The organism is Aquabacterium olei (genome assembly GCF_003100395.1).
Lineage (GTDB): Bacteria > Pseudomonadota > Gammaproteobacteria > Burkholderiales > Burkholderiaceae_C > Aquabacterium > Aquabacterium olei.
The window spans coordinates 3,013,193-3,038,201 of record NZ_CP029210.1 but is presented as its reverse complement, the minus strand read 5'-3'; the positions used below and the strand labels follow the sequence as shown (position 1 = coordinate 3,038,201).

Annotated in this window: 23 protein-coding genes; 6 read left to right on the top strand and 17 right to left on the bottom strand. The window is 66.5% G+C overall.

All coding sequences use genetic code 11. The annotated features are described in order from the left end of the window. The first annotated feature begins 59 nt into the window (after nucleotides 1-59). Complete coding sequence (locus DEH84_RS13630) at nucleotides 60-620, top strand: copper chaperone PCu(A)C (protein ID WP_425428958.1); 561 nt, start codon at nucleotides 60-62, stop codon at nucleotides 618-620. On the opposite strand, the gene lapB is transcribed toward DEH84_RS13630, so the two are convergent. The 10 genes from lapB to gyrA all read right to left on the bottom strand — a co-directional run bounded on the left by lapB (nucleotide 614) and on the right by gyrA (nucleotide 13,109). Further along, nucleotides 614-1,771 carry a lipopolysaccharide assembly protein LapB gene (gene lapB / locus DEH84_RS13625; RefSeq protein WP_109037344.1) on the bottom strand — a complete coding sequence of 386 codons (1,158 nt, stop codon included), beginning with the start codon at nucleotides 1,769-1,771 and terminating at the stop codon, nucleotides 614-616. The genes DEH84_RS13630 and lapB overlap by 7 nt on opposite strands. 59 nt (nucleotides 1,772-1,830) lie before the next feature. After that, complete coding sequence (locus DEH84_RS13620; protein ID WP_342755622.1) at nucleotides 1,831-2,196, bottom strand: LapA family protein; 366 nt, start codon at nucleotides 2,194-2,196, stop codon at nucleotides 1,831-1,833. A gap of 7 nt (nucleotides 2,197-2,203) precedes the next feature. Beyond that, nucleotides 2,204-2,533, bottom strand: a complete 330-nt coding sequence (locus tag DEH84_RS13615; protein ID WP_109037343.1) for an integration host factor subunit beta — start codon at nucleotides 2,531-2,533, stop codon at nucleotides 2,204-2,206. A 157-nt stretch (nucleotides 2,534-2,690) separates the two neighbouring features. Further along, entirely contained in the window at nucleotides 2,691-4,376 is a 1,686-nt protein-coding gene (rpsA, locus tag DEH84_RS13610) for a 30S ribosomal protein S1 (RefSeq protein WP_109037342.1), read from the bottom strand. A gap of 159 nt (nucleotides 4,377-4,535) precedes the next feature. After that, nucleotides 4,536-6,581 (bottom strand): bifunctional 3-phosphoshikimate 1-carboxyvinyltransferase/cytidylate kinase, encoded by a 2,046-nt coding sequence (locus DEH84_RS13605; protein WP_109037341.1) that lies wholly within the window; start codon nucleotides 6,579-6,581, stop codon nucleotides 4,536-4,538. A gap of 30 nt (nucleotides 6,582-6,611) precedes the next feature. Continuing rightward, nucleotides 6,612-7,493 (bottom strand): prephenate dehydrogenase, encoded by an 882-nt coding sequence (locus DEH84_RS13600; protein WP_109037340.1) that lies wholly within the window; start codon nucleotides 7,491-7,493, stop codon nucleotides 6,612-6,614. A 12-nt stretch (nucleotides 7,494-7,505) separates the two neighbouring features. Continuing rightward, nucleotides 7,506-8,645 (bottom strand): prephenate dehydratase, encoded by a 1,140-nt coding sequence (gene pheA / locus DEH84_RS13595; protein WP_109037339.1) that lies wholly within the window; start codon nucleotides 8,643-8,645, stop codon nucleotides 7,506-7,508. Next, on the bottom strand, nucleotides 8,638-9,744 hold the full coding sequence (gene serC / locus DEH84_RS13590) for a 3-phosphoserine/phosphohydroxythreonine transaminase (protein WP_109037338.1): 1,107 nt from the start codon (nucleotides 9,742-9,744) through the stop codon (nucleotides 8,638-8,640). The genes pheA and serC overlap by 8 nt, the downstream gene beginning before the upstream one ends. A gap of 49 nt (nucleotides 9,745-9,793) precedes the next feature. Beyond that, on the bottom strand, nucleotides 9,794-10,402 hold the full coding sequence (locus tag DEH84_RS13585; protein ID WP_109037337.1) for a DUF2059 domain-containing protein: 609 nt from the start codon (nucleotides 10,400-10,402) through the stop codon (nucleotides 9,794-9,796). Between the two features lie 76 nt (nucleotides 10,403-10,478). Then, on the bottom strand, nucleotides 10,479-13,109 hold the full coding sequence (gyrA, locus tag DEH84_RS13580) for a DNA gyrase subunit A (RefSeq protein ID WP_109037336.1): 2,631 nt from the start codon (nucleotides 13,107-13,109) through the stop codon (nucleotides 10,479-10,481). 321 nt (nucleotides 13,110-13,430) lie between these two features. On the opposite strand from gyrA, the gene ompA reads away from it, so the two are divergent. Further along, a complete protein-coding gene (gene ompA, locus DEH84_RS13575; protein ID WP_109037335.1) occupies nucleotides 13,431-14,081 on the top strand; it encodes an outer membrane protein OmpA in 651 nt (216 codons plus the stop codon). 100 nt (nucleotides 14,082-14,181) lie between these two features. Here ompA and DEH84_RS13570 read toward each other — a convergent pair whose 3' ends face one another. Together DEH84_RS13570 and DEH84_RS13565 are read right to left on the bottom strand one after the other, a co-directional pair. Continuing rightward, entirely contained in the window at nucleotides 14,182-15,792 is a 1,611-nt protein-coding gene (locus tag DEH84_RS13570) for a GMC family oxidoreductase (RefSeq protein ID WP_109037334.1), read from the bottom strand. Then, nucleotides 15,789-16,325, bottom strand: a complete 537-nt coding sequence (locus DEH84_RS13565) for a hypothetical protein (RefSeq protein ID WP_159098964.1) — start codon at nucleotides 16,323-16,325, stop codon at nucleotides 15,789-15,791. The genes DEH84_RS13570 and DEH84_RS13565 overlap by 4 nt, the downstream gene beginning before the upstream one ends. A 279-nt stretch (nucleotides 16,326-16,604) precedes the next feature. Here DEH84_RS13565 and DEH84_RS13560 point away from each other — a divergent pair, with 279 nt between their 5' ends. After that, nucleotides 16,605-18,305, top strand: a complete 1,701-nt coding sequence (locus DEH84_RS13560; protein ID WP_109037332.1) for a long-chain-fatty-acid--CoA ligase — start codon at nucleotides 16,605-16,607, stop codon at nucleotides 18,303-18,305. 77 nt (nucleotides 18,306-18,382) lie between these two features. Here DEH84_RS13560 and hemW read toward each other — a convergent pair whose 3' ends face one another. The 5 genes from hemW to DEH84_RS13535 all read right to left on the bottom strand — a co-directional run bounded on the left by hemW (nucleotide 18,383) and on the right by DEH84_RS13535 (nucleotide 23,061). Then, complete coding sequence (gene hemW, locus DEH84_RS13555; protein WP_109037331.1) at nucleotides 18,383-19,579, bottom strand: radical SAM family heme chaperone HemW; 1,197 nt, start codon at nucleotides 19,577-19,579, stop codon at nucleotides 18,383-18,385. A gap of 36 nt (nucleotides 19,580-19,615) precedes the next feature. Further along, the gene (locus DEH84_RS13550; RefSeq protein WP_109037330.1) at nucleotides 19,616-20,302 is read right to left on the bottom strand and encodes a non-canonical purine NTP pyrophosphatase; all 687 of its coding nucleotides are present in this window, start codon (nucleotides 20,300-20,302) and stop codon (nucleotides 19,616-19,618) included. Between the two features lie 32 nt (nucleotides 20,303-20,334). After that, on the bottom strand, nucleotides 20,335-21,069 hold the full coding sequence (rph, locus tag DEH84_RS13545; protein WP_109037329.1) for a ribonuclease PH: 735 nt from the start codon (nucleotides 21,067-21,069) through the stop codon (nucleotides 20,335-20,337). 88 nt (nucleotides 21,070-21,157) lie between these two features. Continuing rightward, entirely contained in the window at nucleotides 21,158-22,096 is a 939-nt protein-coding gene (locus DEH84_RS13540) for a PP2C family protein-serine/threonine phosphatase (protein WP_109037328.1), read from the bottom strand. Then, on the bottom strand, nucleotides 22,093-23,061 hold the full coding sequence (locus DEH84_RS13535) for a serine/threonine protein kinase (protein ID WP_109037327.1): 969 nt from the start codon (nucleotides 23,059-23,061) through the stop codon (nucleotides 22,093-22,095). Before DEH84_RS13535 ends, DEH84_RS13540 begins: the two co-directional genes overlap by 4 nt. A 29-nt stretch (nucleotides 23,062-23,090) precedes the next feature. Between DEH84_RS13535 and DEH84_RS13530 the strand changes: the two genes are divergently transcribed. From DEH84_RS13530 to rpoZ, 3 genes are all read left to right on the top strand, one after another. Then, a complete protein-coding gene (locus tag DEH84_RS13530; RefSeq protein ID WP_109037326.1) occupies nucleotides 23,091-24,029 on the top strand; it encodes a YicC/YloC family endoribonuclease in 939 nt (312 codons plus the stop codon). Between the two features lie 47 nt (nucleotides 24,030-24,076). Then, complete coding sequence (gmk, locus tag DEH84_RS13525) at nucleotides 24,077-24,697, top strand: guanylate kinase (RefSeq protein WP_109037325.1); 621 nt, start codon at nucleotides 24,077-24,079, stop codon at nucleotides 24,695-24,697. Between the two features lie 67 nt (nucleotides 24,698-24,764). Next, nucleotides 24,765-24,968 (top strand): DNA-directed RNA polymerase subunit omega, encoded by a 204-nt coding sequence (gene rpoZ / locus DEH84_RS13520; RefSeq protein ID WP_109037324.1) that lies wholly within the window; start codon nucleotides 24,765-24,767, stop codon nucleotides 24,966-24,968. The last annotated feature ends 41 nt before the right edge of the window (nucleotides 24,969-25,009 follow it).

The following is a 25,009-nucleotide window of genomic DNA, read 5'->3' as shown; positions in this document are numbered from 1 at the left end:
GCAGCGGTGGTGCAAGGATAGACTGGCGCCTTGTTCCATTCCCCTGTCAGAGCCTGCTCATGCGCATCGTCCCTGCTGCTCTTTCTTCTGCCTGCGCGCTGGCGCTGGGCATGGCGCTTGTCGGCGTGCCCGCCGTGCAGGCGGCCGACAAGGTCGCAACGGGCGCGACCCAGGCCGCCGAGGCGCCCGTCTCCGTGGAGGGGGCCTGGATCCGGGCCACCGTCAAAGGGCAGACAGCCACCGGCGGATTCATGAACCTGCAAAGCAGCCAGGCCCTGACGCTGGTCGGCTTCCGTGCCGCTGAGGCGCCCGTGGCCGAGCTGCACGAAATGAAAATGGAAGGCGACGTGATGCGCATGCGGGCCCTCAAGGCCCTGCCACTGCCTGCCGGCCAGACCGTGAGCCTCAAGCCCGGAGGGCATCACCTCATGCTGATGGGACTGAAGGCGCCGCTGGCTGCTGGCACCACGGTCAGGCTGACCCTGCAATTGCGCACGGAAGACGGCCGTGTCTTGAGCCAGGCAGTCGATGTGCCGGTCAAGGCGATGGCGCCCGCCGGGTCAGGCCAGGGGGCGGGCATGCCGCACCATGGCCAGGGCCACGGCCACATGCATCACTGATCTTCCAGACGCCGGGGCGGGTAGGTGTCCCACCCCTGACAGCCGGGACATTGCCAGAAGTAATGCTGGCTCTCGAAGCCGCAGGCGGCGCAGCGATAGCGCTGTAGCGGCTTGGCGGCGGTGTTCAAGGCCTTCTGCAGGCCTTCGATCTCGCTCTGATCGAGGGCAACCTCGCTGCTCAGCCGCTCCCGGATCAGGCCCTGCGCCGCAGACAAGGACGGCTGGTGGCGCAGGTGCTCGATCAGGCGCTGCCTGCGCAGTCGCTCGTCGGGTTGCAGCAGGTTCACGGCGTTGAGCACCTCGACCGAGGGGGCCTGGGCGTACAGCCCTTCCAGCTTGCGCAACGCGGTCGGTCCTTCGCCGCTGGCCTGGGCAGCCTGCGCGTAGTCCATGGCAATCAGCGCAAAGGCCTGAGGTTGCAGTGCCATCAGCTCGTCCCACGCCCTCAGCGCGCCGGCGTGGTCACCCTGGCGCAGCAGGCGCTGGCCTTGAATCACCAGGGGCCGGGCCGCCTGGGGCGCGGCCTCACGCGCACGGGCAAGCGCCTGTTCCGCCTCGTCGGCCCGGCCGCGGGCGTCGGCTTCCTGGGCGACCTCACACCAGTGGTGGGCCATGCGTTGCGAGAACGAGCCCGTGCCGGCCGCTTCGAGTTGTCGCGCGACGTCGATGGCCGGATGCCAGTTCCGCGAGCGCTCATGCAGGGACAGCAGCGCCAGGCGGGCGTCCGTGGTGAAGGCCGTGCCTTCCAGTGCCTTGAACGCGTCCTCGGCACGGTCGAACAGGCCGGCCTTCATGAAGTCCTGAGCCAGCGCGTGCTGGGCACGCTCGCGTTCGTCCCGGGTGATGTCCGCACGGGCCAGCAGGTGCTGGTGCACGCGGATCGCGCGCTCATATTCGCCACGCCGACGGAACAGGTTGCCGAGTGCGAAGTGCAGGTCCGAGGTGTCGGGGTCGTGCTGCACGGCCTCGATGAAGGCGTCGATGGCCTTGTCCTGCTGCTCGTTCAGCAGCAGGTTCAGGCCCTTGAAGTAGGCCTGCGGTGAGGCGCGGTCTTCCCGCTTGAGCTGCCGCAGGTCGAGACGCGATGCCAGCCAGCCGGCCAGAAAGGCGCCCGGCAAGGCGAGCAACAGCCAGTAGAAATCGAAGTCCATGGGTCACGGGCCCGCCAGGCGGGCAGGTGGAAGCGGTGAACGGCCCGGGTGGCCGAAGGTCAGCGTGCCGGCTTGCGCGGGGCAGGCATGTCCGGGGGGAAAGGCAGCTCGACAGGCAAGGTCGCGGCGTCGGTACCGGCTGCGGTAGGCGTGCCCTTGCCGCTCTGCACAGGGGCCTGCGGTTCGGGCTGCAGGTGGGCGCGGTGGCGGGCGTCCCGGCGGTGGCGCCACCAGCTGGGCACCATGGCGAGTACGCCAGCCACACAGCCCAGGGCAAACATGCCGAGCACGATGAAGACCATGGGCGCCTCCCACTGGTAGCCCATGAACCACTTGAGTTGCACGACGTGCTGGTTGTTCAGCGCGAACGCGAACAGGATGAAGAACAGCAGGGCGCGAAACAGCCAGTTCAGGGTGCGCAGCATGGGCAGGTCAGCTCCGTGATGGGTCGGTGGACGGGGTGTCGGCCTCAGTGGCCTCACCGCGAGTATCCACCCCTTCGCGCAGGGCTTTGCCGGGTTTGAAGTGCGGAACGAGCTTTTCCGGGATCAGCACCTGCTCGCCGGAGCGCGGGTTGCGGCCCATGCGTGGCGGTCGGCGGTTGATCGAAAAGCTGCCAAAGCCGCGAATCTCGATGCGGTGGCCTCGGGCCAGTGCGTCGGACATGGCGTCCAGGATGGTCTTGACGGCGAATTCGGCGTCACGTTGCGTGAGCTGGCCAAAGCGCTCGGCCAGTCGGGCCACGAGGTCGGATCGGGTCATGTCGGGACGTCGGCAATCGGCTAATTGCCTCTTGTGGAGGCTGTGATGAGCACCGGCACCGTCAGGAAGACAGGCGCCGCGCTCATCACAACCCCCGTGTGCGATGGCCCCCAGGGGCCAGGCACAACGGGTGTCGTGCTTGGAACGTCAGCCGGGATCAGCCGTTGTTCTGGTCGAGCTTGGCCTTCAGCAGGGCGCCCAGGCTGGTGGTGCCGGAGCCTTCCTTGCTGGTGTCGGCGCGCAGCGACTGCAGGGCTTCCTGCTGTTCTGCGTTGTCCTTCGCCTTCACGGACAGCTGGATGTTGCGGGTCTTGCGATCGATGTTGATGATGATCGCGGTGACTTCGTCGCCTTCCTTCAGCACGTTGCGGGCGTCTTCGACGCGGTCGCGGCTGATTTCCGAAGCACGCAGGTAGCCGACGATGTCGTCAGCCAGCGTGATCTCGGCGCCCTTGGCATCCACGGTCTTGACGGTGCCGGTGACGCTGGCGCCACGGTCGTTCAGGGTCGTGAAGTTGGTGAAGGGATCCGAATCCAGCTGCTTGATGCCCAGCGAGATGCGCTCGCGCTCGACGTCGATGGCCAGCACGATGGCTTCGACTTCCTGGCCCTTCTTGTAGTTGCGGACAGCCGATTCGCCCGGCTCGTTCCACGACAGGTCGGACAGGTGCACCAGACCGTCGATGCCAGCGGCCAGGCCGACGAACACGCCGAAGTCGGTGATCGACTTGACGGGGCCCTTGACCTTGTCGCCGCGGTTGAAGTTCTGAGCGAAGTCGTCCCAGGGGTTCGGCTTGCACTGCTTCATGCCCAGCGAGATGCGACGCTTGTCTTCGTCGATCTCCAGGACCATGACTTCCACTTCGTCGCCCAAGTTGACGATCTTGTTGGGGGCCACGTTCTTGTTGGTCCAGTCCATTTCGGAGACGTGCACCAGGCCTTCGATGCCCGGTTCGATCTCGACGAACGCACCGTAGTCAGCGATGTTGGTGACCTTGCCGAACAGGCGGGTGCCGGCGGGGTAACGGCGCGACACGCCAACCCACGGATCGTCGCCCATCTGCTTCAGGCCCAGCGAAACGCGGTTCTTCTCGGCGTCGAACTTCAGGACCTTGGCGGTCAGTTCCTGGCCAACCGTCACGACTTCGGACGGGTGACGGACACGGCGCCATGCCATGTCGGTGATGTGGAGCAGGCCGTCGATGCCGCCGAGGTCCACGAACGCACCGTATTCGGTGATGTTCTTCACCACGCCGTTGACGATGGCGCCTTCGCGCAGCGTTTCCATCAGCTTGGCGCGCTCTTCGCCCATCGAGGCTTCGACCACGGCACGGCGCGACAGCACGACGTTGTTGCGCTTGCGATCGAGCTTGATGACCTTGAATTCCATGGTCTTGCCCTCGAACGGCGACATGTCCTTGACAGGACGCGTGTCGAGCAGCGAGCCGGGCAGGAAGGCGCGGATGCCGTTGACCAGAACGGTCAGGCCACCCTTGACCTTGCCGTTGACGGTGCCGGTCACGAAGTCGCCCGACTCGAGGGCGTTCTCCAGCGACAGCCACGAGGCCAGGCGCTTGGCCTTGTCGCGCGACAGGATGGTGTCGCCGTAGCCGTTTTCGATGGCGTCCACGGCCACCGACACGAAGTCACCCACTTGGACTTCGATCTCGCCCTGGTCGTTCTTGAACTCGTCGAGGGGCACATAGGCCTCGGACTTCAGGCCGGCGTTGACGACCACGAAGTTGTGTTCGACGGCCACCACCTCGGCGGTGATGACTTCGCCCGTGCGCATGTTGGCGCGCTGCAGCGACTCTTCAAAAAGGGCGGCAAAAGATTCAGACATGGAATTTCCTGTGCTGGCGCAAACCAGCGGAAACGTTCACGCCGACAGGAACGACGGAACGGGTTGGGTTGAAGAACATGACACCCAGGCCGGCTTGGCGCCGACCCCTGCTTGCGCGTAGCGCCTGCCTGGCAGCAGACGCCGGATGTCACAGCCTTGTCAGGGCTTCACGATCACGTGAGGCCAGCCCTCGACCCACGAGTTCAGCACGGTGTCCACCGATTCGTCGATGGACAGCGCCGAGTTGTCGAGGCTTCGGGCATCTGCAGCCGGCTTGAGCGGCGCCACCGCGCGGGTTCGATCCCGCAGGTCACGCGCTTCCAAATCAGCGCAAATCTCTTTCAGGTTAGCAGAAAAGCCTTTGGAAATCAATTGCTTATACCGGCGCTCGGCGCGCTGGGCCACCGAGGCCGTGAGAAAGACCTTCAGCGAGGCGTCGGGGAACACCACCGTGCCCATGTCGCGCCCATCGGCAACCAGGCCCGGCAGGGCGCGGAAGGCCTTCTGCAGATCCAGCAGCGCCTGGCGCACGCCGGGGTTGGCCGAAATGCGCGAGGCGGCCTGGCCGACTTCCTCGCGGCGCAGGTCGGCTCCCACATCGCGGCCGTCCAGCCAGACGTGTTCGCCGTCGAAATGCAACGGAATGCTGTGGCCGACGCGGCGCGCCAGCATTTCGACCTGGCGGCCATCGTCCAGATCGACCCCGGCTTCCATCGCCAGCAGTGCGGCGATGCGGTAGAGCGAGCCCGAATCCAGGAAACGATAACCCAGGCGGGTGGCCAGGCTGCTGGCCAGCGTGCCCTTGCCCGAGGCGGTGGGGCCGTCGATCGTGATCACGGGGATCAGGTCGGGCCGCGTGCGGGCCACCTGGAACAGGGCTTCGAAGTAGTCCGGGAAGGTCTTGGCGACGCAGCGGGGGTCTTCGATGCGGACGGACACCGGGGCGTTCGGCGTGGCGGTGGGCGCCAGCGGGTTGAACGCCGCCAGCGAGAAGCACATCGCCATGCGGTGGTCGTCGTAGGTGTGGATGCTCGCGTGTTCCCAGCAGGCCTTGGCCGGGGGCGTGACCTCGATGAAGTCTTCACCCTCTACCACGGTGGCGCCCAGCTTGCGCAGCTCGGTGGCCATGGCGGCGATGCGGTCGGTTTCCTTCACGCGCCAGCTGGCGATGTTGGTCAGGCGGGTGGTGCCCCGGGCGTACAGCGCCATCACGGCCAGCGTCATGGCCGCATCGGGGATGTGGTTGCAGTCGAGCGTGATGGCCTTGAGCGGCCAGGCGCCGCGGCGCACTTCCAGCCAGTTGGGGCCGGAAGTGACCTGCGCGCCCATGGCCTCGGCCGCTTCGATGAAGCGGATGTCGCCCTGAATGGAGGCGGCGCCCACCCCCTCGATGCGGACCGGCTGCTCGGTCGCGGCCAGTGCGCCGAGCGCGATGAAATAGGAGGCCGAGGACGCATCGGCCTCGACGTGGATTTCACCGGGGGACTGATAGTGGCTGCCCTGCGGAATGGTGAAGCGCGACCAGCCCTCGCGGCGCACGGCGATGCCGAAGCGTTCCAGCAGGTTGAGCGTGATCTCGATGTAGGGTTTGGAGATCAGCTCACCGACCACCTCGATGACCAGATCCTGCTGTTGCGACACCAGTGGCAGGGCCAGCAGCAACGCCGTGAGGAACTGGCTGGAGACGTCGCCGCGCACCTTGATCGGGTCGGCCAGATGGAGCTTGCCGCCGGCCAGGCGCAGTGGCGGATAGCCCTCGTTGCCCAGGCACTCGATGTGGCAGCCGAGCGGCCGAAGGGCGTCGATCAGGTCGCCGATGGGGCGCTCATGCATGCGCGGAATGCCGCTGAGTTCGAAGACACCGCCCTGGGTGGCCGACAGCAGCGCGAGGGCCGCCGTCAGGGGGCGCATGGCCGTGCCGGCGTTGCCCAGGAAGAGCTGGGCGTTCAGCGCCGACAGCTGCCCGGCCAGGCCGGTGATCGACACGGTGTCGCCGTCCTGCTCCACGGTGCAGCCCAGGGTGCGCAGCGCCTCGAGCATCACGCGGGTGTCGTCGGACGCCAGGAGGTCGTGCACGACGGTGGTGCCGGCGCTCAGGCCAGCCAGCAGCAGCACGCGGTTGGAGATGCTCTTGGAGCCTGGCAGCCGGATGGTGCCACCGGCAGACAGCAGGGGCGGCAGATCAAGAAAAGCGGTGGTGTACATGCGAGGCAAGCGGGTGAGCGCGCACGGCGCTCAGCGGGAGGCGGCGGGCTTGGGGCCCAGGTGCCACTGGCTGCGGGCGTCGGAAGCCGACTGGATCAGTTCCTGCAGCGCGGGGCCATTCCAGTCGCGCATCTGGCGCTCCATCAATTCGAGCGCGTGGCGGAAAGCCTCGGATTGTTTCAGGATTTCTTCCCGGTTGGACAGCAGGATGTCCCGCCAGACAGTGGGGTCGCTCGCTGCGATGCGGCTGAAGTCCCGGAAACCGGGGCCGGCCAGCGAGAGGTACTCCTGCCCGGCAGGCTGCTCGGCCATCGCGTTCATGTAAGCGAAGGCCAGCAGGTGAGGCAGGTGGCTCACGGCCGCGAAGGCGGCATCGTGGTGCTCGGGCGTCATCTTCAGCACCTGGCAGCCCACGGCCGACCAGGCGTCGGTGGCGCGTTGCACCAGCAGGGGATTGGTCTGCGGCAGGGGCGTCAGAATGGTCTTGCGGCCCTGATAGAGCGCGGCATCGGCGTGCTCGATGCCCGCCACCTCGCGGCCGGCAATCGGGTGTGCGGGCACAAAGCCCGGCAGTCGCTCCTTCAGCACGCGGCGCGCGGCGTCGACCACGTCCCGCTTGGTCGAGCCCACATCCATCATCAGCACGGTCGGGTCCACCAGGTGGCGGATGGCCTTGAAGGTGGCTTCGGTGGCGGCCACCGGCACGGCAATCAGCACGATGTCGGAGCCGGACACGGCCAGCAGGGCGGATTCGGCGGCGATGTCGATCACGCCCAGTCGGCGGGCCTTCTCGACGGTGGAGGGCGACTTGCTGTAACCGATGACCCGCTTGACCAGGCCGGCTTTCTTGAGGGCGAGGGCGAAGGAGCCGCCCATCAGGCCGCACCCGATCAGACCGAGTTGGTTGAACATGGGACAGCGCTTTCAGTGAGATCCGTGTGCATCCAGCGGGTAGCTGCCGAGCACCTTGATGAACGAGACTTGCGCGCGCAGCGCTTCCAGCGCGGCGGCCACATTGGGGGTGTCCGGATGGCCGACGATGTCGACGAAGAAGACGTATTCCCACTGGCCGGAGCGGGCCGGGCGGGATTCGATGCGGTTCATCGACACGCCGTGCTGCTTGAGCGGCACCAGCATGTCGTGCACCGCACCGGGTTTGTTGGGCACCGAGACCGCGAGGCTGATGCAGTCGCGACCCGTGGGCCCTGCCGGCTTGTGCTTCTCGGCCGGCGTGAGGATGAAGAAGCGCGTGCGGTTGTTGGCCTCGTCCTGCACGGCGCGCTGCACGACGTGCAGGCCGAACATTGACGCGGCGCGCTCGCTGGCCAGAGCGGCAAAGCTCGGGTCGGCGGCGGCCAGGCGGGCGCCTTCGGCATTGCTGGCCACCGCGCGGCGCTCGGCATGTGGCAGGTTCTGGCTGAGCCAGCCCTGGCATTGCGCCAGCGCCTGCGGGTGCGCGGTGACCACCCGGATGCCGTCGCGGCCGGGGTCCTTGCGCAGCAGGTTGTGCTGCACGGCCAGGCTGGTCTCACCCATGATGGTCAGCGACGACTGCAGCAGCAGATCGAGCGTGCGGGCGACCACGCCTTCGGTGGAGTTCTCGATCGGCACGACACCGTAGTCGGCCGAGCCCGAGGCGGCCGCCCGGAAGATCTCGTCGAAGCTCGAGCAGGCAATCGGTTCGATGGACGAGCCGAAGTAGTTGTACATCGCCTGCTCGGTGAACGTGCCTGCCGGCCCGAGGAAGGCCACGCGCTGCTTGGCTTCCAGTGCGCGACAGGCTGACATGACTTCGCGCCAGATCGGGCCGATGCTCTCGGGCAGGACCGGGCCGGGATTGCGCTGTTTCAGGCCTTCGATCACCTGCAGTTCACGATCGGGCCGGAACACCGGCGAGCCGTCGATCTTCTTGACCTCGCCCACCGCCTGAGCAAGCCGCGCGCGCGCATTGAGCAGACTCAGCAGCTCGACATCGAGCGCGTCGATGCGCACGCGCAGGTCGGCCAGCTGCTCGTCGACCGGCCGGCCATCGGGTTGATAGTGGGCGTCGAGGGGCTCAGCCATGGGTGCGTGCGAAGTGCTTCATGAAGTCGACCAGCGCCTGCACGCCCGCCAGCGGCATCGCGTTATAGACCGAGGCCCGCATGCCGCCCACGCTCTTGTGGCCCTTGAGCTGAAGCAGGCCCGCTTCCTTGGCGTCAGCCAGGAAGGCGTCGTTGAGCGTCTCGTTCTTCAGGAAGAACGGCACGTTCATGCGCGAACGACAGTCGACCGCCACGCGGTTCTCGTAGAAGCCGGAGCCATCGATGTAGTCGTACAGCAGCGCCGCCTTGGCGATGTTGCGGGCCTCGACCGCGGCCAGCCCGGTGAGCGCGCCCTCGGTCTGGCGCTTGACCCACTGGAACACGAGGCCGGCGATGTACCACGCATAGGTCGGCGGCGTGTTGTACATCGAGTCGTTCTTGGCCACCGTCTGGTAGTCGAAGGCTGACGGGGTGATGGGTAGGGCGCGGCCCAGCAAGTCTTCCCGGACGATCACCAGCGTCAGACCCGAGGGGCCGATGTTCTTCTGTGCGCCGCCGTAAGCGACAGCCACGCGGGACCAGTCGAGCGGGCGGGAAGCGAGGTGCGACGAACAGTCGATCACCAGCGGCGCGTCCGAGCCGAGGGCCTTCAGGTCGGGCAGCTCGTGCATCTCCACGCCGTGGATGGTTTCATTGCTGCATACGTGCACATAGGCCGCGTCCTTCGACAGCTGCCAGCTGCCATAGGCGGGCATGCGCGTGTGCAGGTCGGCCTCGTTGGTGGCCGCCACGTGCACGTCGCAGTACGTGCGCGCTTCCTTGGCCGATTTCTGCGACCACGAACCGGTGATCACGTAATCGGCGCGCGCGCCCCGCGACAGGTTCATCGGCAGGATGGCGTTCTCGGCGATGGCGCCGCCCTGCATGAACAGGACCTTGTAGTTCGCCGGGATCGAGAGGATCTCGCGCAGATCGGCTTCGGCCTGCTGCGCGATCGAGATGAACTCCTTGCCGCGGTGGCTCATCTCCATGACGCCCATGCCGCTGCCGTGCCAGTCCAGCATCTCCGCGGCGGCCTGTTGCAGAACGTCTTCGGGCAGCGTGGCCGGGCCAGCCGAGAAATTGAAAGGACGCGTCATGGGGCAATCCGATGGGAACGAACCCGGCGCGCGGCCGGGTTGGGGAGGGTCACTTCTTGGCGGGGGCGGGCTTGGTGGCCGGAGCGGGCTGGCTGGATTGGCCGCCGCTCAGCTTGCCGCCGGTCGCGGTGTCCAGAATCTTGCGGATGTTCTGCTGGGCGGCCTGCAGCTTGGGGTCGACCTGCGGGCGTGCTTCCTGCACCACCTTCTCGACCAGCGCATTGCTCATCTCGGGCAGCAGCCCCTGGTACTTCTTGAGCACGGGCGACTCGAGCATGGTGACCAGCTGGCGCAGCTCGTCTTCGGTGAAGCGCTCTTCGAACATCGGGCCGATCACGCTCTGGCTGAGCTTGACCGTGGTGCTGCGCAGCACCGGGATGGCCACGTCCAGGTACTTTCGGATCTCGGCGTCGATCTGCTTGGCAGTGGCTTCACGCTTGTCTTCCGGGACAGCCTGGGCCAGGACCGGCTGCGCCGCGCCGGCGAGTTGGCGGGCCGGGTTCTCGGCCAGGCCGCGGGCGGTGCCTTCAAGTGCGGGTTGCTGGAGGGTCAGCAGCTTCTGAACCAGCTCCTTCTTGCTTTCGGCATGCGCACCCAGGCTGGTCGCCATCAGGGTCGAGGCGATGGCCGCAGCCCACACCGTTTTCGTCAGCTTCATGTTCGGTCCTTGGTGTCCGTGAGAGAAGGAAAACCCCGCCTGTGCGACGGGGCGCAACTCGCTTGGTGTCAGATCATCACAGATCGGTTCCGGCCTCGCCGTCTTCCGGGTCGTTCTCTGCCGCGGCCGCATCGGCGTTGGCGTCGTTCTCGACGATGCGCTGCAGGCCGATCAGCTTGGCACCTTCATCGAGCGAGATCAGCGTCACGCCCTGGGTGGCACGGCCGAGTTCACGGATCTCGCTGACGCGGGTGCGCACCAGCACGCCCTTGTCGGTGATCAGCATGATCTCGTCTTCGGCGCGCACCAGCGTGGCGGCCACGACCTTGCCGTTGCGCTCGGACTGCTGGATGGCAATCATGCCCTTGGTGCCGCGACCATGGCGGGTGTACTCGACGATGCTCGTGCGCTTGCCGTAGCCGTTCTCGGTGGCGGTCAGCACGCTCTGGGTTTCGTCTTCGGCCACCAGCATGGCGATGACCGACTGGCCCTCTTCCAGCATCATGCCGCGCACGCCGCGGGCGCTGCGGCCCATCGGGCGCACGTCTTCCTCGTCGAAGCGCACCGCCTTGCCGCCGTCGGAGAACAGCATCACGTCGTGCTTGCCGTCCGTCAGGGCGGCGCCGACCAGGTAGTCGCCATCATCGAGGCCCACGGCGATGATGCCGGCCTTGCGCGGGTTGCTGAAGTCGGTCAGCGGGGTCTTCTTGACCGTGCCCAGGCGTGTGGCCATGAACACATAGTGGTCTTCTGGGAAGCTGCGGAACTCGCCGGTCAGCGGCAGGACGACGTTGATCTTTTCGTCCTTCTCCAGCGGGAACATGTTCACGATGGGCTTGCCGCGCGAGTTGCGCGAGCCCTGCGGCACTTCCCAGACCTTCAGCCAGTACACGCGGCCGCGGTTGCTGAAGCACAGGATGTAATCGTGCGTGTTCGCGATGAAGAGCTGGTCGATCCAGTCGTCTTCCTTCGTGGCGGTGGCCTGCTTGCCGCGGCCGCCGCGCTTCTGCGCACGGTATTCGCTCAGCGGCTGGCTCTTGATGTAGCCGGTGTGCGAGAGCGTCACGACCATGTCGGTCGGCGTGATCAGGTCTTCGGTGCCCAGTTCCTGCGCGTTGTGCTCGATCGTCGAGCGGCGGGCGCCGACCTTGGTCTGGCCGAACTCGGTGCGGATGGCCATCAGCTCGTCGCCGATGATGGCCGAGACGCGTTCCGGCTTGGCGAGGATGTCCAGCAGATCGGCGATCTGAGCCATGACGTCCTTGTACTCGCCGATGATCTTGTCCTGCTCCAGGCCGGTCAGGCGCTGCAGGCGCATCTGCAGGATTTCGCCGGCCTGCTCGTCGGAGAGACGGTACAGGCCGTCGGCCTGCATGCCGTAATTCGGCGACAGGCTCTCGGGGCGGTACTGTTTTGCATCACCTTCGACGCGCGCCAGCATCTCGCGCACCAGCGACGAATCCCAGCTCTTGCTCATCAGGGCCGTCTTGGCGACCGGCGGCGTGGGCGAGGTCTTGATGGTCTCGATGAACTCGTCGATGTTGGCCAGTGCCACGGCCAGGCCTTCGAGCACGTGGCCGCGCTCGCGCGCCTTGCGCAGCTCGTACACCGTGCGGCGGGTGACGACCTCGCGGCGGTGTTCCAGGAAGACGGTGATGAGGACCTTCAGGTTGCACAGCTTGGGCTGACCGTCGATCAGCGCCACCATGTTGATGCCGAAGGTGTCCTGCAGCTGCGTCTGCTTGTAGAGGTTGTTGAGGACGACCTCCGGCACTTCGCCGCGCTTGAGTTCGATCACCACCCGCATGCCGGACTTGTCGGACTCGTCCTGGATGTGGCTGATGCCCTCGATCTTCTTTTCGTGCACCAGCTCGGCAATGCGCTCAAGCAGTGTCTTCTTGTTGACCTGGTAGGGGATCTCGTCAACGATGATCGCCTGGCGGTCGCCCTTGCCGATGTCTTCGAAGTGCACGCGGGCGCGCATGACCACACGGCCGCGGCCGGTGCGGTAGCCCTCGCGCACACCGCTCATGCCGTAGATGATGCCGGCGGTGGGGAAGTCGGGCGCGGGGATGATCTCCATCAGCTCGTCGATCGAGCAGTCGGGGTTCTTCAGCGAGTGCAGGCAGGCGTCGACGACCTCGTTGAGGTTGTGCGGCGGGATGTTGGTGGCCATGCCCACGGCGATGCCGGCCGAGCCGTTGACCAGCAGGTTGGGCAGCCGGGTGGGCAGCACCAGCGGCTCTTTTTCCGAGCCGTCGTAGTTCGGCCCGAAATCGACGGTTTCCTTGTCGATGTCGGCCAGCATTTCATGGGCGATCTTCGACAGGCGGATTTCGGTGTATCGCATGGCCGCAGCGCTGTCGCCGTCGACCGAACCGAAGTTGCCCTGGCCATCGACCAGCATGTGACGCAGCGAGAAATCCTGCGCCATCCGGACGATGGTGTCGTAGACGGCCGAATCGCCGTGCGGGTGGTATTTACCGATGACGTCGCCGACGATACGCGCCGATTTCTTGTACGGCCGGTTCCAGTCGTTGTTCAATTCGTGCATCGCGAACAGGACGCGGCGGTGCACGGGCTTGAGGCCATCACGGGCATCGGGCAGGGCGCGGCCGACGATCACGCTCATCGCGTAATCGAGGTACGAGCGCCGCATCTCCTCTTCGAGGCTGATGGGCAGGGTTTCCTTGGCGAATGACGTCATGCGGACTCGGTCGGCGAGAAGGAGCGGTGCAGCCGGGAGGCTGGACACCACGACGGGCTTCCATGGACCCCGCCGCCCCCTGTGTCAGAGGGGGCGGGGCTGAACGATCCATTGTAATTGGCCTGGATTGTCTCCCTCGCGCAACAAGTCGGCGGCCGTGTTCGTGCAGTACGGACGCCTCATTGAGTGTCATTTCCGCTATGGCACAATGGTTCGTGTCAGCCCCCAAAGGGTTACCCCCTTTCACCGTTAGCTTTTCGGCTAATTGCCCAGGCAGGGCGCTTCGCAGTCCAATGCTGCGTCTTACACGTGAGGATTCGCATGAACAAACTCAATAAAGTTGCCGCGCTGTTTGCTACTGTTGCCCTGACGGGTGGCGCTTTCGCCCAAGCCCAGTCGACCACCGACAACTGGCGCGGTACCGACGGTACCGTGTGGAAGAACGGCACCAACGAATACTGCTGGCGCGACAATTTCTGGACCCCGCAGACGGGCGTTCAGGGTTGCGACGGCGTGCCCGCCCCGGCCGCTCCTGCTGCTCCGGCACCGGCTCCGGCCGCTGCTCCGGCCCCGGCTCCCGCCCCCGCGCCCGCCCCCGCCGTGGTTGCCCCGGCCACCGAGAAGGTCAGCTTCGCAGCCGACGCCTTCTTCGACTTCGACAAGGCAGTGCTGAAGCCCGAAGGCAAGGCCAAGCTGGACGACCTGGCCGACAAGGTCAAGGGCCTGAATCTGGAAGTCATCATTGCCGTCGGTCACACTGACTCGGTCGGCTCTGACGCCTACAACCAAAAGCTGTCGATCCGTCGCTCGGAAGCCGTCAAGAGCTACCTGACCGGCAAGGGCATCGACGCTGCCCGCGTTTACACCGAAGGCAAGGGCGAGAAGCAGCCTGTGGCCGACAACAAGTCGTCCGAAGGCCGCGCCAAGAACCGCCGCGTGGAGATCGAAGTGGTGGGCACCCGCAACAAGTAAGCTTGGCTGGTGCACCGGCTCCGCGAGGGGCCGGTTCCAACAACAAAACCCCGCCTTGGCGGGGTTTTGTGTTTCTGGGGCCTGCTTAAGCCCCCTGGCTTCAGGCCAGCGCGACGGTCTTGCCGCTGAGACGGCGGGCGAGTTGCGTCGCCATGCGGTTCACGGTGCCGTAGATCGACAGCTGCGGATTGGCGCCGATGCTGGTCGGAAACAGCGAGCCGTCGTGCACCGAGAGGTTGGCCAGTTGCCAGTGCACGCCGTCCGGGCGCACCACGCCCTGCTTCTCGGAGCCCCCCATCCGGCAGCCGCCCATGACGTGCGCGCTGCCCGCGCCAACGAGGTAGGGCTTCATGTCGAAGGCGGCAATGGCTGCCTTGGCCTCAGCCCAGCTTGTGTAATGCTGACCCTGTTCGTGCAGCGGCAACACCTTGCGGGCGCCAGCGGCAAACTGCACCTCGGCCATGCTGGCCAGCGCCCTGCGGAAGCCTTCCAGGACGTAGTCGGTCAAGGAGTAGTGCAGCAGCGGCGAGCCGTCCACGTTGAGGTACACCGTGCCCCCGACGGACTCCGGATGGAAGCCGTCTCGCAGCAGCGCGAGCATCATCTGCGTGTTCGGATACTGCGCAAAGCGCTCGGCCAGCAGATGGCCGTGTCCGCCCAGCAGCACCGAGGTCAGGCCCGGCTGCATCGGGGTGGCTTCAAGCTTGTAGCCCATCGGGCCGTCGAGCGGCGCGTTGTGCACGAAGTGATCGGAGTAGATCGACTGCGGCGCGCCAGCCCAGCCTTCGATGCGCTGGTCGAACACCGCCGATGAGAAGGCCACCGGGTGCAGGAAGGTGCGCGTGCCGAGCAGGCCGTGGGGGTCTGGCACCTTGGAGCGTTTGAGCAGGGCGGGCGAGTTGATCGCGCCGCCCGACACCACATAGTGGCGCGCGGTGACCCGCATCAACTGGTCGGACACCTTCTGGCCGTTGATGCGGATGGGCGCACACAGCAGCGCCTTCACCTTGTCGCCTTCAAGCTCGAATCCTTCGGCGCGGGTCTGATGGAACAGACGGGCACCGCGCTCCAGGGCCGTCGGCAGCGTGGTGACCAGCATCGACTGCTTCGCGTTGGTGGGGCAGCCCATGCCGCACGAGCCGAGGTTCCAGCAGCCCTTGACGTTGCGGGGGATCACATCGGCCTGGATGCCCAGTTTGCGTGCCCCGGTGCGCAGCAACTCGTTGTTGGGGTTGGCGGGCACTTCCCACGGGGTCATGTTGAGGCGCGTCTCGGCCTGCTTGAACCACGGGGCCAGGGCCTCTTCGGTGAAGTCCTGCAGTCCGAACTCGCTTTGCCAGTAAGCGAGGGTCTGGGCCGGCGTGCGAAACGAGCTCGTCCAGTTGATGACGGTCGTGCCGCCCACGCAGCGCCCCTGCAGGATGGTGATTGCACCATCCGCGGTGCGGCGACCGGCGCTGTCCTGGTAGAGGGTGGCGTAGGCCTCGGACTCTTTCTGGCGGAAGTCGCTGCTGGTACGCAGCGGGCCTTCTTCGACCAGCACGACATCGAGGCCGGCCTTGACGAGCAGTTCGGCAGTGATGCCGGCGCCGGCGCCGCTGCCCACGATGACGACATCGCATTCGACCTGGCTGGGCAGACCGGTTTCACCGTTGACGGCTTTCCAGCCGCGGGCCAGGCCTTCGCGGAACGGATCAGGGAGTTTGCTCATAGGTCGACGGGGCCAGGGTAGCCAGTGAGGGACCAGTGGTCGCTGTTTGCGAAGAACGTCATGCAGGTGATGGAGCGCACCACCTGGTAGGTCAGCCGGTTGCTGGGCAGCGGATGGCGCCGCATGTTGTCAAATGCGGCGGCGAGCTGCGCGGGCGTGGCGCTGTCCCAGTCGGTGGGCAGGCCCGTCAGCATGCGGCGCGTGACGCCGTTGGCGAGCAGCCCCACGATGGCATTGACCTGCACCTGCAACACCTGAGGCAGGTTGTTCAAGAAGGGCTCCAGGTGGTCGAGGTGGGCCTTCAGCACGGCCTCTCGCCGTGCCGGGTCCTGCGGCAGCATGGGGCCGACAAAGCCGATGGCAAGGGCGCGAAACACCGAACGGCCTTCTTGCGTGAGGTGTCCTTCGCGCATGCCGCGGTGCCAGTACACCAGGCCGCCGAGGGAGGCACCCAGTGCGCCGATCGCCAGGGCGGTCTTGAGGAACCAGCGGCGTCGAGGGGTGAGGGGATGGTCTATCGCACGGTCAGCCATGATGGACAGCGGGGCCTGCAAATGAGTGGTGAAGAGGAAACATACGGAGTCACATTCGGAGGTATTGTGCCTCCGGGTGCCGGGGCTGTCTGTCCCGGTTAACACCGGTGGCCCCGCATTCAGGGTGAAATAACCTGTTGCAATCGGCCGCGACCGGCAACTGGTACTCGGGATTACCCCTAGCTACAGATGTTGCAGAATGCGTGCAGCGCTGTCGTGCGGTGACCCCCGTCAGGGTACCGTGCGTGATTGACCTGACCAAGAGACGAGGATGACCCCATGACGAGCTCCAAACCCTGGCTGGCCCACTACGAAGCCGGCGTGCCTGCCGAGATCAACACCGCCGAATACGCCTCGCTGGTCGATCTTCTGGACCAGTCGTTCAAGCAGTACGCGAAGCGCGACATGGCGGCGTTCATGGGTGCCCACTTCACGTACGAGCAGGTCGACGACCAGTCGCGTGCCATGGCCGCCTGGCTGCAGTCGCTGGGGCTCGCCAAGGGCGCCCGCGTGGCGCTGATGATGCCCAACGTGCCGCAGTACGTGGTGGCGATCGCCGCCGTGCTGCGCGCCGGCTACGTGGTGGTCAACGTGAACCCGCTGTACACCCCGCGTGAACTGGAACACCAGCTCAAGGACTCGGGTGCCGAGGCCATCGTCATCCTCGAGAATTTTGCGACCACGCTGCAGGAAGTGGTCAAGCGCACGGCGGTCAAGCACATCGTCGTGGCCGCCATGGGCGACATGCTGCCCGGCCTGAAGGGCCCGCTGGTGAACTTCGTGGTGCGCCACGTCAAGAAGATGGTGCCCGCCTACAGCCTGCCCAATGGCGGCGGCATCAAGGTCACGCCGTTCAAGCAGGTGCTGTCGCAGGGCAGCTCGGCCAAGTACGCGCGTCCGTCGCTCAGGCCGGATGACATCGCCTTCCTGCAGTACACGGGCGGCACGACCGGTGTGTCGAAGGGGGCCACCCTGCTGCACAGCAACATCGTGGCCAACATCCTGCAATGCGAGGCGTGGTTCAAGCCCGAGCTGGGCAAGCTGGGCAACCAGCCGCTGACCGTGGTGTGCGCGCTGCCGCTGTACCACATCTTCGCGCTGACGGCCTGCTACATGGTCGGTGCGCGCATGGGCAGCATGAACATCCTGATCGCCAACCCGCGCGACATTCCCGGCTTCGTGAAGACGCTGAAGAACTACAAGGTCAACCAGTTCCCGGCGGTCAACACGCTGTACAACGCACTGGCCAACGACCCCGAGTTCGCCAAGCTGGATTTTTCGGGCCTGAAGGTGTCCAACGGCGGCGGCATGGCCGTGCAGCAGGCGACCGCCGAGAAGTGGCAGAAGCTGACGGGCTGCCCGATCGTGGAAGGCTATGGCCTGTCGGAAACCTCGCCGGTGGCCACCGTCAACCGCATGGACAACAAGGGCTTCAACGGCGCCATCGGCCTGCCGCTGCCTTCGACCGAAGTGGCCATCCTGGACGACGATGGGAACCACCTGCCGATCGGTGGCGTGGGCGAGATCTCGATCCGCGGCCCGCAGGTGATGGCGGGTTACTGGAATCGCCCGGACGAGACGGCCAAGGTCATGACGTCCGATGGCTTCTTCCGTACGGGCGACATCGGTGTGATGGATGAAACCGGCCTGGTCAAGATCGTGGATCGCAAGAAGGACATGATCCTGGTGTCGGGGTTCAACGTGTACCCGAACGAGGTGGAGCAGGTCGTGAACATGCACCCAGGCGTCCTGGAGTGCGCGGCCGTTGGCGTGCCGGACAGCAAGTCGGGCGAGGCCGTGAAGCTGTTCGTCGTGCGCAAGGACACCACGCTGACCGAAGAGCAGCTGAAGGCCTATTGCCACGAGCAGCTGACCGGCTACAAGTGCCCCAAGCACATCGAGTTCCGCACCGACCTGCCCAAGACCAACGTGGGCAAGATCCTGCGTCGCGAACTGCGCGACGAGAAGAAGGCGGCCTGATCGCCGCTTCCCGGCCGGGCAACCCCGGCCGGTGAGACCCGACCCAGCCGCTGGTGCGAGCCAGCGGCTTTTTTGCGTCAGTCCTTCAGGAAGAGGCCCTGCAGGTCGCTGAGGAAGTCGAAGCCGCGCGCGGTGGGCCAGGCACGGGTGAGGTCGCGGGCCAGAAGGCCCTTGGCCTCAGCTTCGGCCAGCGGCGCCTGGATGCTGGCCAGCGTGAGGCCGGTGCGCTCGGTGTAGCGGTCGAACTCGAAGCCCTCCTTCAAACGCAGGGCGTTCATCATGAATTCGAAGGGGCGGTCTGCCAGCGCCACCGGGGTCTCGTTGGAGCACGCCTGACCCTGGCTGGCCTTGTCCATGTAGGTGCCCGGTTCGCGCCAGCGCACCTGCCGCACGATGCGGTCGGGAAAGCTGAGCTTGCTGTGCGCGCCGGCGCCGATGCCGAGGTAGTCGCCGTACTGCCAGTAGTTGAGGTTGTGCCAGCAGCGGTGGCCCGGGCGGGCGTAGGCGGAAACCTCGTAGCGCTGCATGCCCGCCTGCGCGGTGCGTTCGGTGACGACGTCCAGCATGTCGAAGGCGGTGTCGTCGTCGGGCAGCCCTTCGGGCGGGCGCACGCCGAACACGGTGTTCGGCTCCATGGTCAGGTGGTAGAGCGACAGATGGGGCGGCTGCTGGGCCAGCGCCTGATCCAGGTCGGCGTGCAGGTCGGCCAGGGTCTGGCCGGGCAGCGCATACATCAGGTCGATGTTGAAGGTGTCGAAGCAGGCGCGCGCCTCGTCGATGGCGGCCAGGGCTTGATCACGGCTGTGCACCCGGCCCAGGGCCTGCAGCTTGGCGTCGTCGAAGCTCTGCACGCCGATGGACAACCGGTTGACGCCGGCGGCACGGAAGGCGCGGAAGCGGTCCTTCTCGAAGGTGCCGGGGTTGGCCTCCAGCGTGATCTCGGCCTGGGCATCCAGCGGCAGGCGCGCGCGCACGTCGGCCAGCAGGCGGTCGATGCCGGCTGGGCTGAACAGGCTGGGCGTGCCGCCACCGATGAAGACCGAATGGACGCGTCGGCCCCAGATCAGCGGCAGCGCACTTTCCAGGTCGGCGCACAGGGCGTCGAGGTAGCGGGTTTCGAGGTCGGGCGACAGCACGCCGGCATGGCCGGGCTCGCGCACCTCATGGCTGTTGAAGTCGCAGTAGGGGCACTTGCGCAGGCACCAGGGCAGGTGCACGTACAGCGACAGCGGGGGCAGGGCGCTCAGGGCGCCGGGGCGTTGCAGGGTGATCATGGCGTTGCCGTGCGTCGAAAGGCAGTCAGGGGCGCGTCAGGCGCCCTGCCAGGGCCACGCGCCGGTGTCCGCCGTGGCTGGGGCCTCGAGACCCCAGCGGACGCGCATCATGTCGCGCAGGCGTTGGCAGGCCACCGCGCGGTGGCTGATGCCGTTCTTGATGTCGGGGGGAAGTTGCGCGGCACTCATGCCGTGCGTCGGAATCCACAGCAGCGGGTCGTAGCCAAAGCCGTGCTCGCCCTGCGGCGCGGCCAACAACTCGCCTGACCAATGGCCTTCGGCGATCAGCGGCTCGGGGTCGTCTGCGTGGCGCACGGCCACCAGGAGGCAGGTGAAGTGGGCGCGGCGCTGGGCGGGCTGGGGCAGGTGCGCCATCTGGGCCAGCAGCCAGGCGTTGTTGGCCGGGTCGATGACGTCCCGGCCGGCGCCCTCGGGCACCCGGCCTGCATCGACGGCGTAGCGGGCCGAACGCACGCCCGGCGCGCCGCCCAGTGCGTCGACGCACAGGCCCGAGTCGTCGGCCAGCGCCGGCCCGTTGCCCTCGCGGGCGGCATGGCGGGCCTTGGCCAGGGCGTTCTCGACGAAGGTGACGTGGGGCTCTTCCGCCTCGGCAATGCCCAGCGCGCCCTGCGTGACCAGATCAACCCCGAGCGGGGCGATCAGCGCTTGCAGCTCGCGCAGCTTCTTGGCGTTGTTCGAGGCGAGGATGAGTTGGCGTGGCATGGCGGCAGACCGGGCAGGGGGCGAATACGCGCTCAGGCGAGCGGCTGAGCGAGGGCGGCGGCCTGGGCGGCGATCAGCTCGCGGATGCCCTTGTCGGCGAGGGCCAGCAGCTGGTCCATCTCGGCGCGGGTGAAGGCGACGCCTTCGGCCGTGCCCTGCACTTCGACGAAGTGGCTGGCGCCAGTCATCACGACGTTCATGTCGGTGTCGCAGGCCGAGTCTTCGATGTACTCGAGGTCGAGCAGCGGCGTGCCTTCGACGATCCCGACGCTGATGGCGGCCACGGGCTGGCGCACCGGGTTGTCGACCACCTTGCCCGAGGCCAGCAGGCCGTTGACGGCGTCCATCAGCGCCACGTAGGCGCCGGTGATGGCGGCGGTGCGGGTGCCGCCGTCGGCCTGGATCACGTCGCAGTCGAGCACGATGGAGCGCTCGCCCAGCTTGGCGAGGTCGACCACGGCGCGCAGGCTGCGGCCGATCAGGCGCTGGATTTCCTGCGTGCGGCCGCTCTGCTTGCCACGGGCGGCTTCACGGTCGCTGCGGGTGTGGGTGGAGCGGGGCAGCATGCCGTATTCGGCCGTGACCCAGCCCTCACCGCTGCCGCGCTTGTGCGGCGGCACCTTCTCTTCGACGGAGGCCGTGCACAGGACCTTGGTGTCACCGAAACAGATCAGCACCGAGCCCTCTGCATGGCGGGTGTAGCCGCGGGTGATGGTCAGCGGGCGCAGTGCGTCGGCGGCGCGGCCGTGAGGGCGTTGGAAGGCCATGGGGGCTCCTGTGTCGAATTCGGTCGTCAAAAACAAAGAGGGCACGTACGCGTTGCCGTGCCCTCGGAAGATGGTGTGTCGGGCGCGCTCAGGTCTTGCGGGCGGCTGCGGCGGCGGAGCGCCGGATGGCCTCGTTGATCTCGCGGATGGAGCGCTCGATCTCGGCCTCGTCCAGGTCGTCGGCCTCGACCATGTTACCCGGCCCGCTGGCGTTGCCGACGCTGGCCTGAATGGTGGAGGCAAACACCTCGTCGCCCAGCGTGTCGGTCGAGATCCCCCGGGTGTCTTCGTGGCTGGCCGACTCCCACTCCATGGCGATGACCGTCACGTTGTCGCACTTCGGGCCGCCGTTGCGCAGGGCCTCTTCGACCAGTTCGGGCACCGCATCCGAGATGGTGCGGGTGGCCATGTGGTGCGTGATGACCTCGTCGTCCACCGTGCCCCAGAGGCCATCGGAACACAGCAGCACGCGGTCGCCCTCCTGCAGCAGCAGCGGGCCTGCGGTGTCGACCACCGGCTTGCCGGGGCTGCCCAGGCAGGTGAACAGCACGTTGCGGTTGTAGCGCTCGTTGAGCGGCACCACGGTCGACAGCGTCTGTTGCAGTTCGGAGTAGGAGTGGTCGCGGGTGCGGGCGATCAGTTTGTCGCCGCGCACGAAGTACAGGCGCGAGTCACCGCAATGGGCCCAGTAGGCGGCATTGCCCTGCAGGATGCAGGCGACGATGGTGGTGCGCGGGGTGTCGATCAGGCCTTTTTCGCTGGCGTAGCGCAGCAACTGGTGGTGGCCCGCCATGACGGCGTCCTGCAGGAAGCGGATGGGGTCGGCCAGCGTGGGGCGGGCGTCACGCTGAAAGAGCGCGGCCATGGTCTGCAGTGCGAGCTGCGAGGCCATTTCGCCTTCGGGGTGGCCCCCCATGCCGTCCGCCAGGGCGAACAGACCGGAGTCCCGCGTGTAGCAGTAGCCCATGCGGTCTTCGTTCTTCTCGCGGCCGCCCTTGCGGCTGATCTGGTAAACGGAGAACCTCATGCTTTGGTACCGGTCTTGAGGTTTTCGATCTGGAGTTTCACGCGCTCGGCAAAGGTGAGTTTCGAGTAGCGACGTTCGGTTTCACGCGCCAGTTCTTTCTGCAGCGCGAACACGCTCTGCGGACGGGCCAGCGGGTCGAGCGACATGCACCACTCGGTCACCTCGAGCAGGTTATCCGAATAGACGTTGCGCAGCCGCGAGAGGGACAACCCGAGACGGTCTTTTTCAAGACGCTGGGGCGCGTCGTTCGGCGGGTAGCCCTGCATGCACGCGTAGATGCAGGCGCCGATGGCATAGATGTCGGTCCAGGGGCCCAGCGAGCCATCGCGACGGTACATCTCGGGCGCGGCAAAGCCGGGCGTGTACATCGGGCGGATGAAGTTGCCTTCCTTGGACAGCACCTCGCGCGCCGCCCCGAAATCCAACAGCACGGCCTTGTTGTCGTTCGTGATGAAGATGTTGGCCGGCTTGATGTCGAGGTGCAGCATCTTGTGCTGGTGCACGATGCGCAGGCCGCGCAGGATCTCGTCGAACAGGCTGCGGATCGTGGATTCGCGAAAGACCTTGTCGCGCTTGAGGTCACGGGCGGTGACGATGAAGTCCTGCAGCGTGTCGCCCTGCAGGTAGTTCATCACCATGTAGACGGTCTCGTTCTCGCGGAAGAAGTTGAGCACCGAGACCACGCTGGGGTGCGCGATTTGCGCCAGCGAGCGGCCTTCTTCGAAGAAACTCTTGAGACCCAGCCGGTACAGCGGCTGCTTGTCGGGCTTGACGCGTGGAATCAGCTCGCCGGGCGAGCGTTCGGCCAGCGAGGCGGGCAGGTATTCCTTGAGGGCGACCAGGCGTTTTTCGGGGTCTTCGGCCAGGTAGACCACGCCGAAGCCGCCTGCGGCGAGCTTCTTGACCACCTGGTAGCCACCCACGACGGTGCCCGAGGGCAACGGGGCGGGTTTGGGCTTTGACATAATCGAGTTTTGTCCGGTGTCAAGTAACCATGTCAGTCTACAGTATGACCGGCTTCGCCAGTGCGGCGGCGTCCTTGCCCGATCAGGGTGGTGAGCACGGCGAGGATTCCGACACGCCATCGGCGTCGCGCAAGGGCCTCAGTGGCTCGGTCGGCGCGGAGCTGCGCTCGGTCAACAGCCGCTTCCTCGATCTGAGCTTCAAGCTCGCCGACGAGTTCCGCGGCCTGGAGCCCGCCCTGCGCGAGCTGGTCACGGCGTCGTTCAAGCGCGGCAAGATGGAATTCCGCCTGCAGCCGCAGCGGGCCGCGGACGCCGGCTGGCCCCAGCCGCAGCCCGACCAGCTGCACACGCTGGCACGCCTGGAGGGCATGGTGCAGAACTGGCTGCCCAAGGCCGGGCCGCTGAGTGTGAACGAGGTGCTGAACTGGTGCCGCGCCGCCGCCCCCGCCGCCCGCCTGGAGGAGGTCGCCATGCAGGCGGCCCGCCTGTGCATCGAGGCGATGAAGGAGGCCCGCGAGCGCGAAGGTGCCCGCCTGGTGGCCGTGCTGCAGGACAAGCTCAAGGGGCTGAAGGCGCTGGCCGCCCAGGCCGAGCCGCTGGTGCCTCAGGCCGTGCAACGCCAGCAGGAGCGCTTCGTGCAGAAGTACGAGGAGGCCCTGAAGGCCGTGGGCGGCACCGTCACGCCCGAGGCCGCACAGGAGCGCGCGCTGAGCGAGGCGGCTGCCTACGCGCTGCGCATCGACGTGGACGAAGAACTGCAGCGCCTGAAGGCCCACCTCGACGAGATCGGCCGGCTGCTGAAGAAGGGCGGCGAAGTGGGCAAGCGCCTCGACTTCCTGATCCAGGAGCTGCACCGGGAGGCCAACACGCTGGGCTCGAAGGCCGCCGCGCTGGAGCTGACGCAGGTGTCGGTCGACATGAAGGTCCTGATCGAGCAAATGCGCGAGCAGGTTCAGAACCTTGAATGAGTGCCGATAACGTGTCTCATCCCTCCCCCATCGCCCCGGTCAGTGACATGGATTACCCCGGCAACCTCTTCGTGGTCTCTGCCCCCAGTGGCACGGGCAAATCCAGCCTGGTGAAGGCGCTGCTCGAGCTCGACTCGCGCCTGCAGGTCAGCGTGTCGCACACCACCCGCAAGCCGCGCGGGCAGGAGCAGCACGGCCGCGAGTACTGGTTCGTGTCCAAGGACGAGTTCAACGCCATGGTGGAACATGGCGACTTCTTCGAGCACGCCGAGGTGCACGGCAACTGCTACGGCACGTCGCGCAAGGCGATCGAGGAACGCATCCAGCACGGCGAGGACGTGGTGCTGGAGATCGACTGGCAGGGCGCGCTGCAGATCAAGCAGATCTTCCCGACCGCCATCCTGATCTTCATCCTGCCCCCCAGCTACGAAGAACTGTTGCAGCGCCTGAACCGCCGCGGGGAGGACCCGCAGGACGTCATCGACCTGCGCATGGCCAATGCCCGCATCGAGGTGGCGCAGGCCCAGCACTTCGATTTTGTGGTGGTCAATGCGCTGTTCGAGTCGGCTTTGTTCGATTTGAAAGCCATTGTTCACGCGCAGCGGTTAAAATACGCTGCTCAGCGCCGCAACAAGTCTGTTGTGTTCCGCGCCCTCGATCTGGTCTGAACGGGGTTTGCCCCCTGACCAGACCTGAACACGAACCGGTTTGCCGGTTCACCCTTCGGAGAGCCCCATGGCCCGCATCACCGTCGAAGACTGCCTGCAGAAGATCCCGAACCGCTTTCAGCTCGTGCTGGCCGCAACCTACCGCGCCCGCATGCTGAGCCAGGGTCACACGCCCAAGATCGACACCCGCAACAAGCCGAGCGTGACCGCACTGCGCGAGATCGCCGCCGGCCAGGTTGGCCTGGAAATGCTGCGCAAGGTTCCGACCTGATCCAGCCTGGCTCTGCACGCCACACAAGGCCCGCCTCGGCG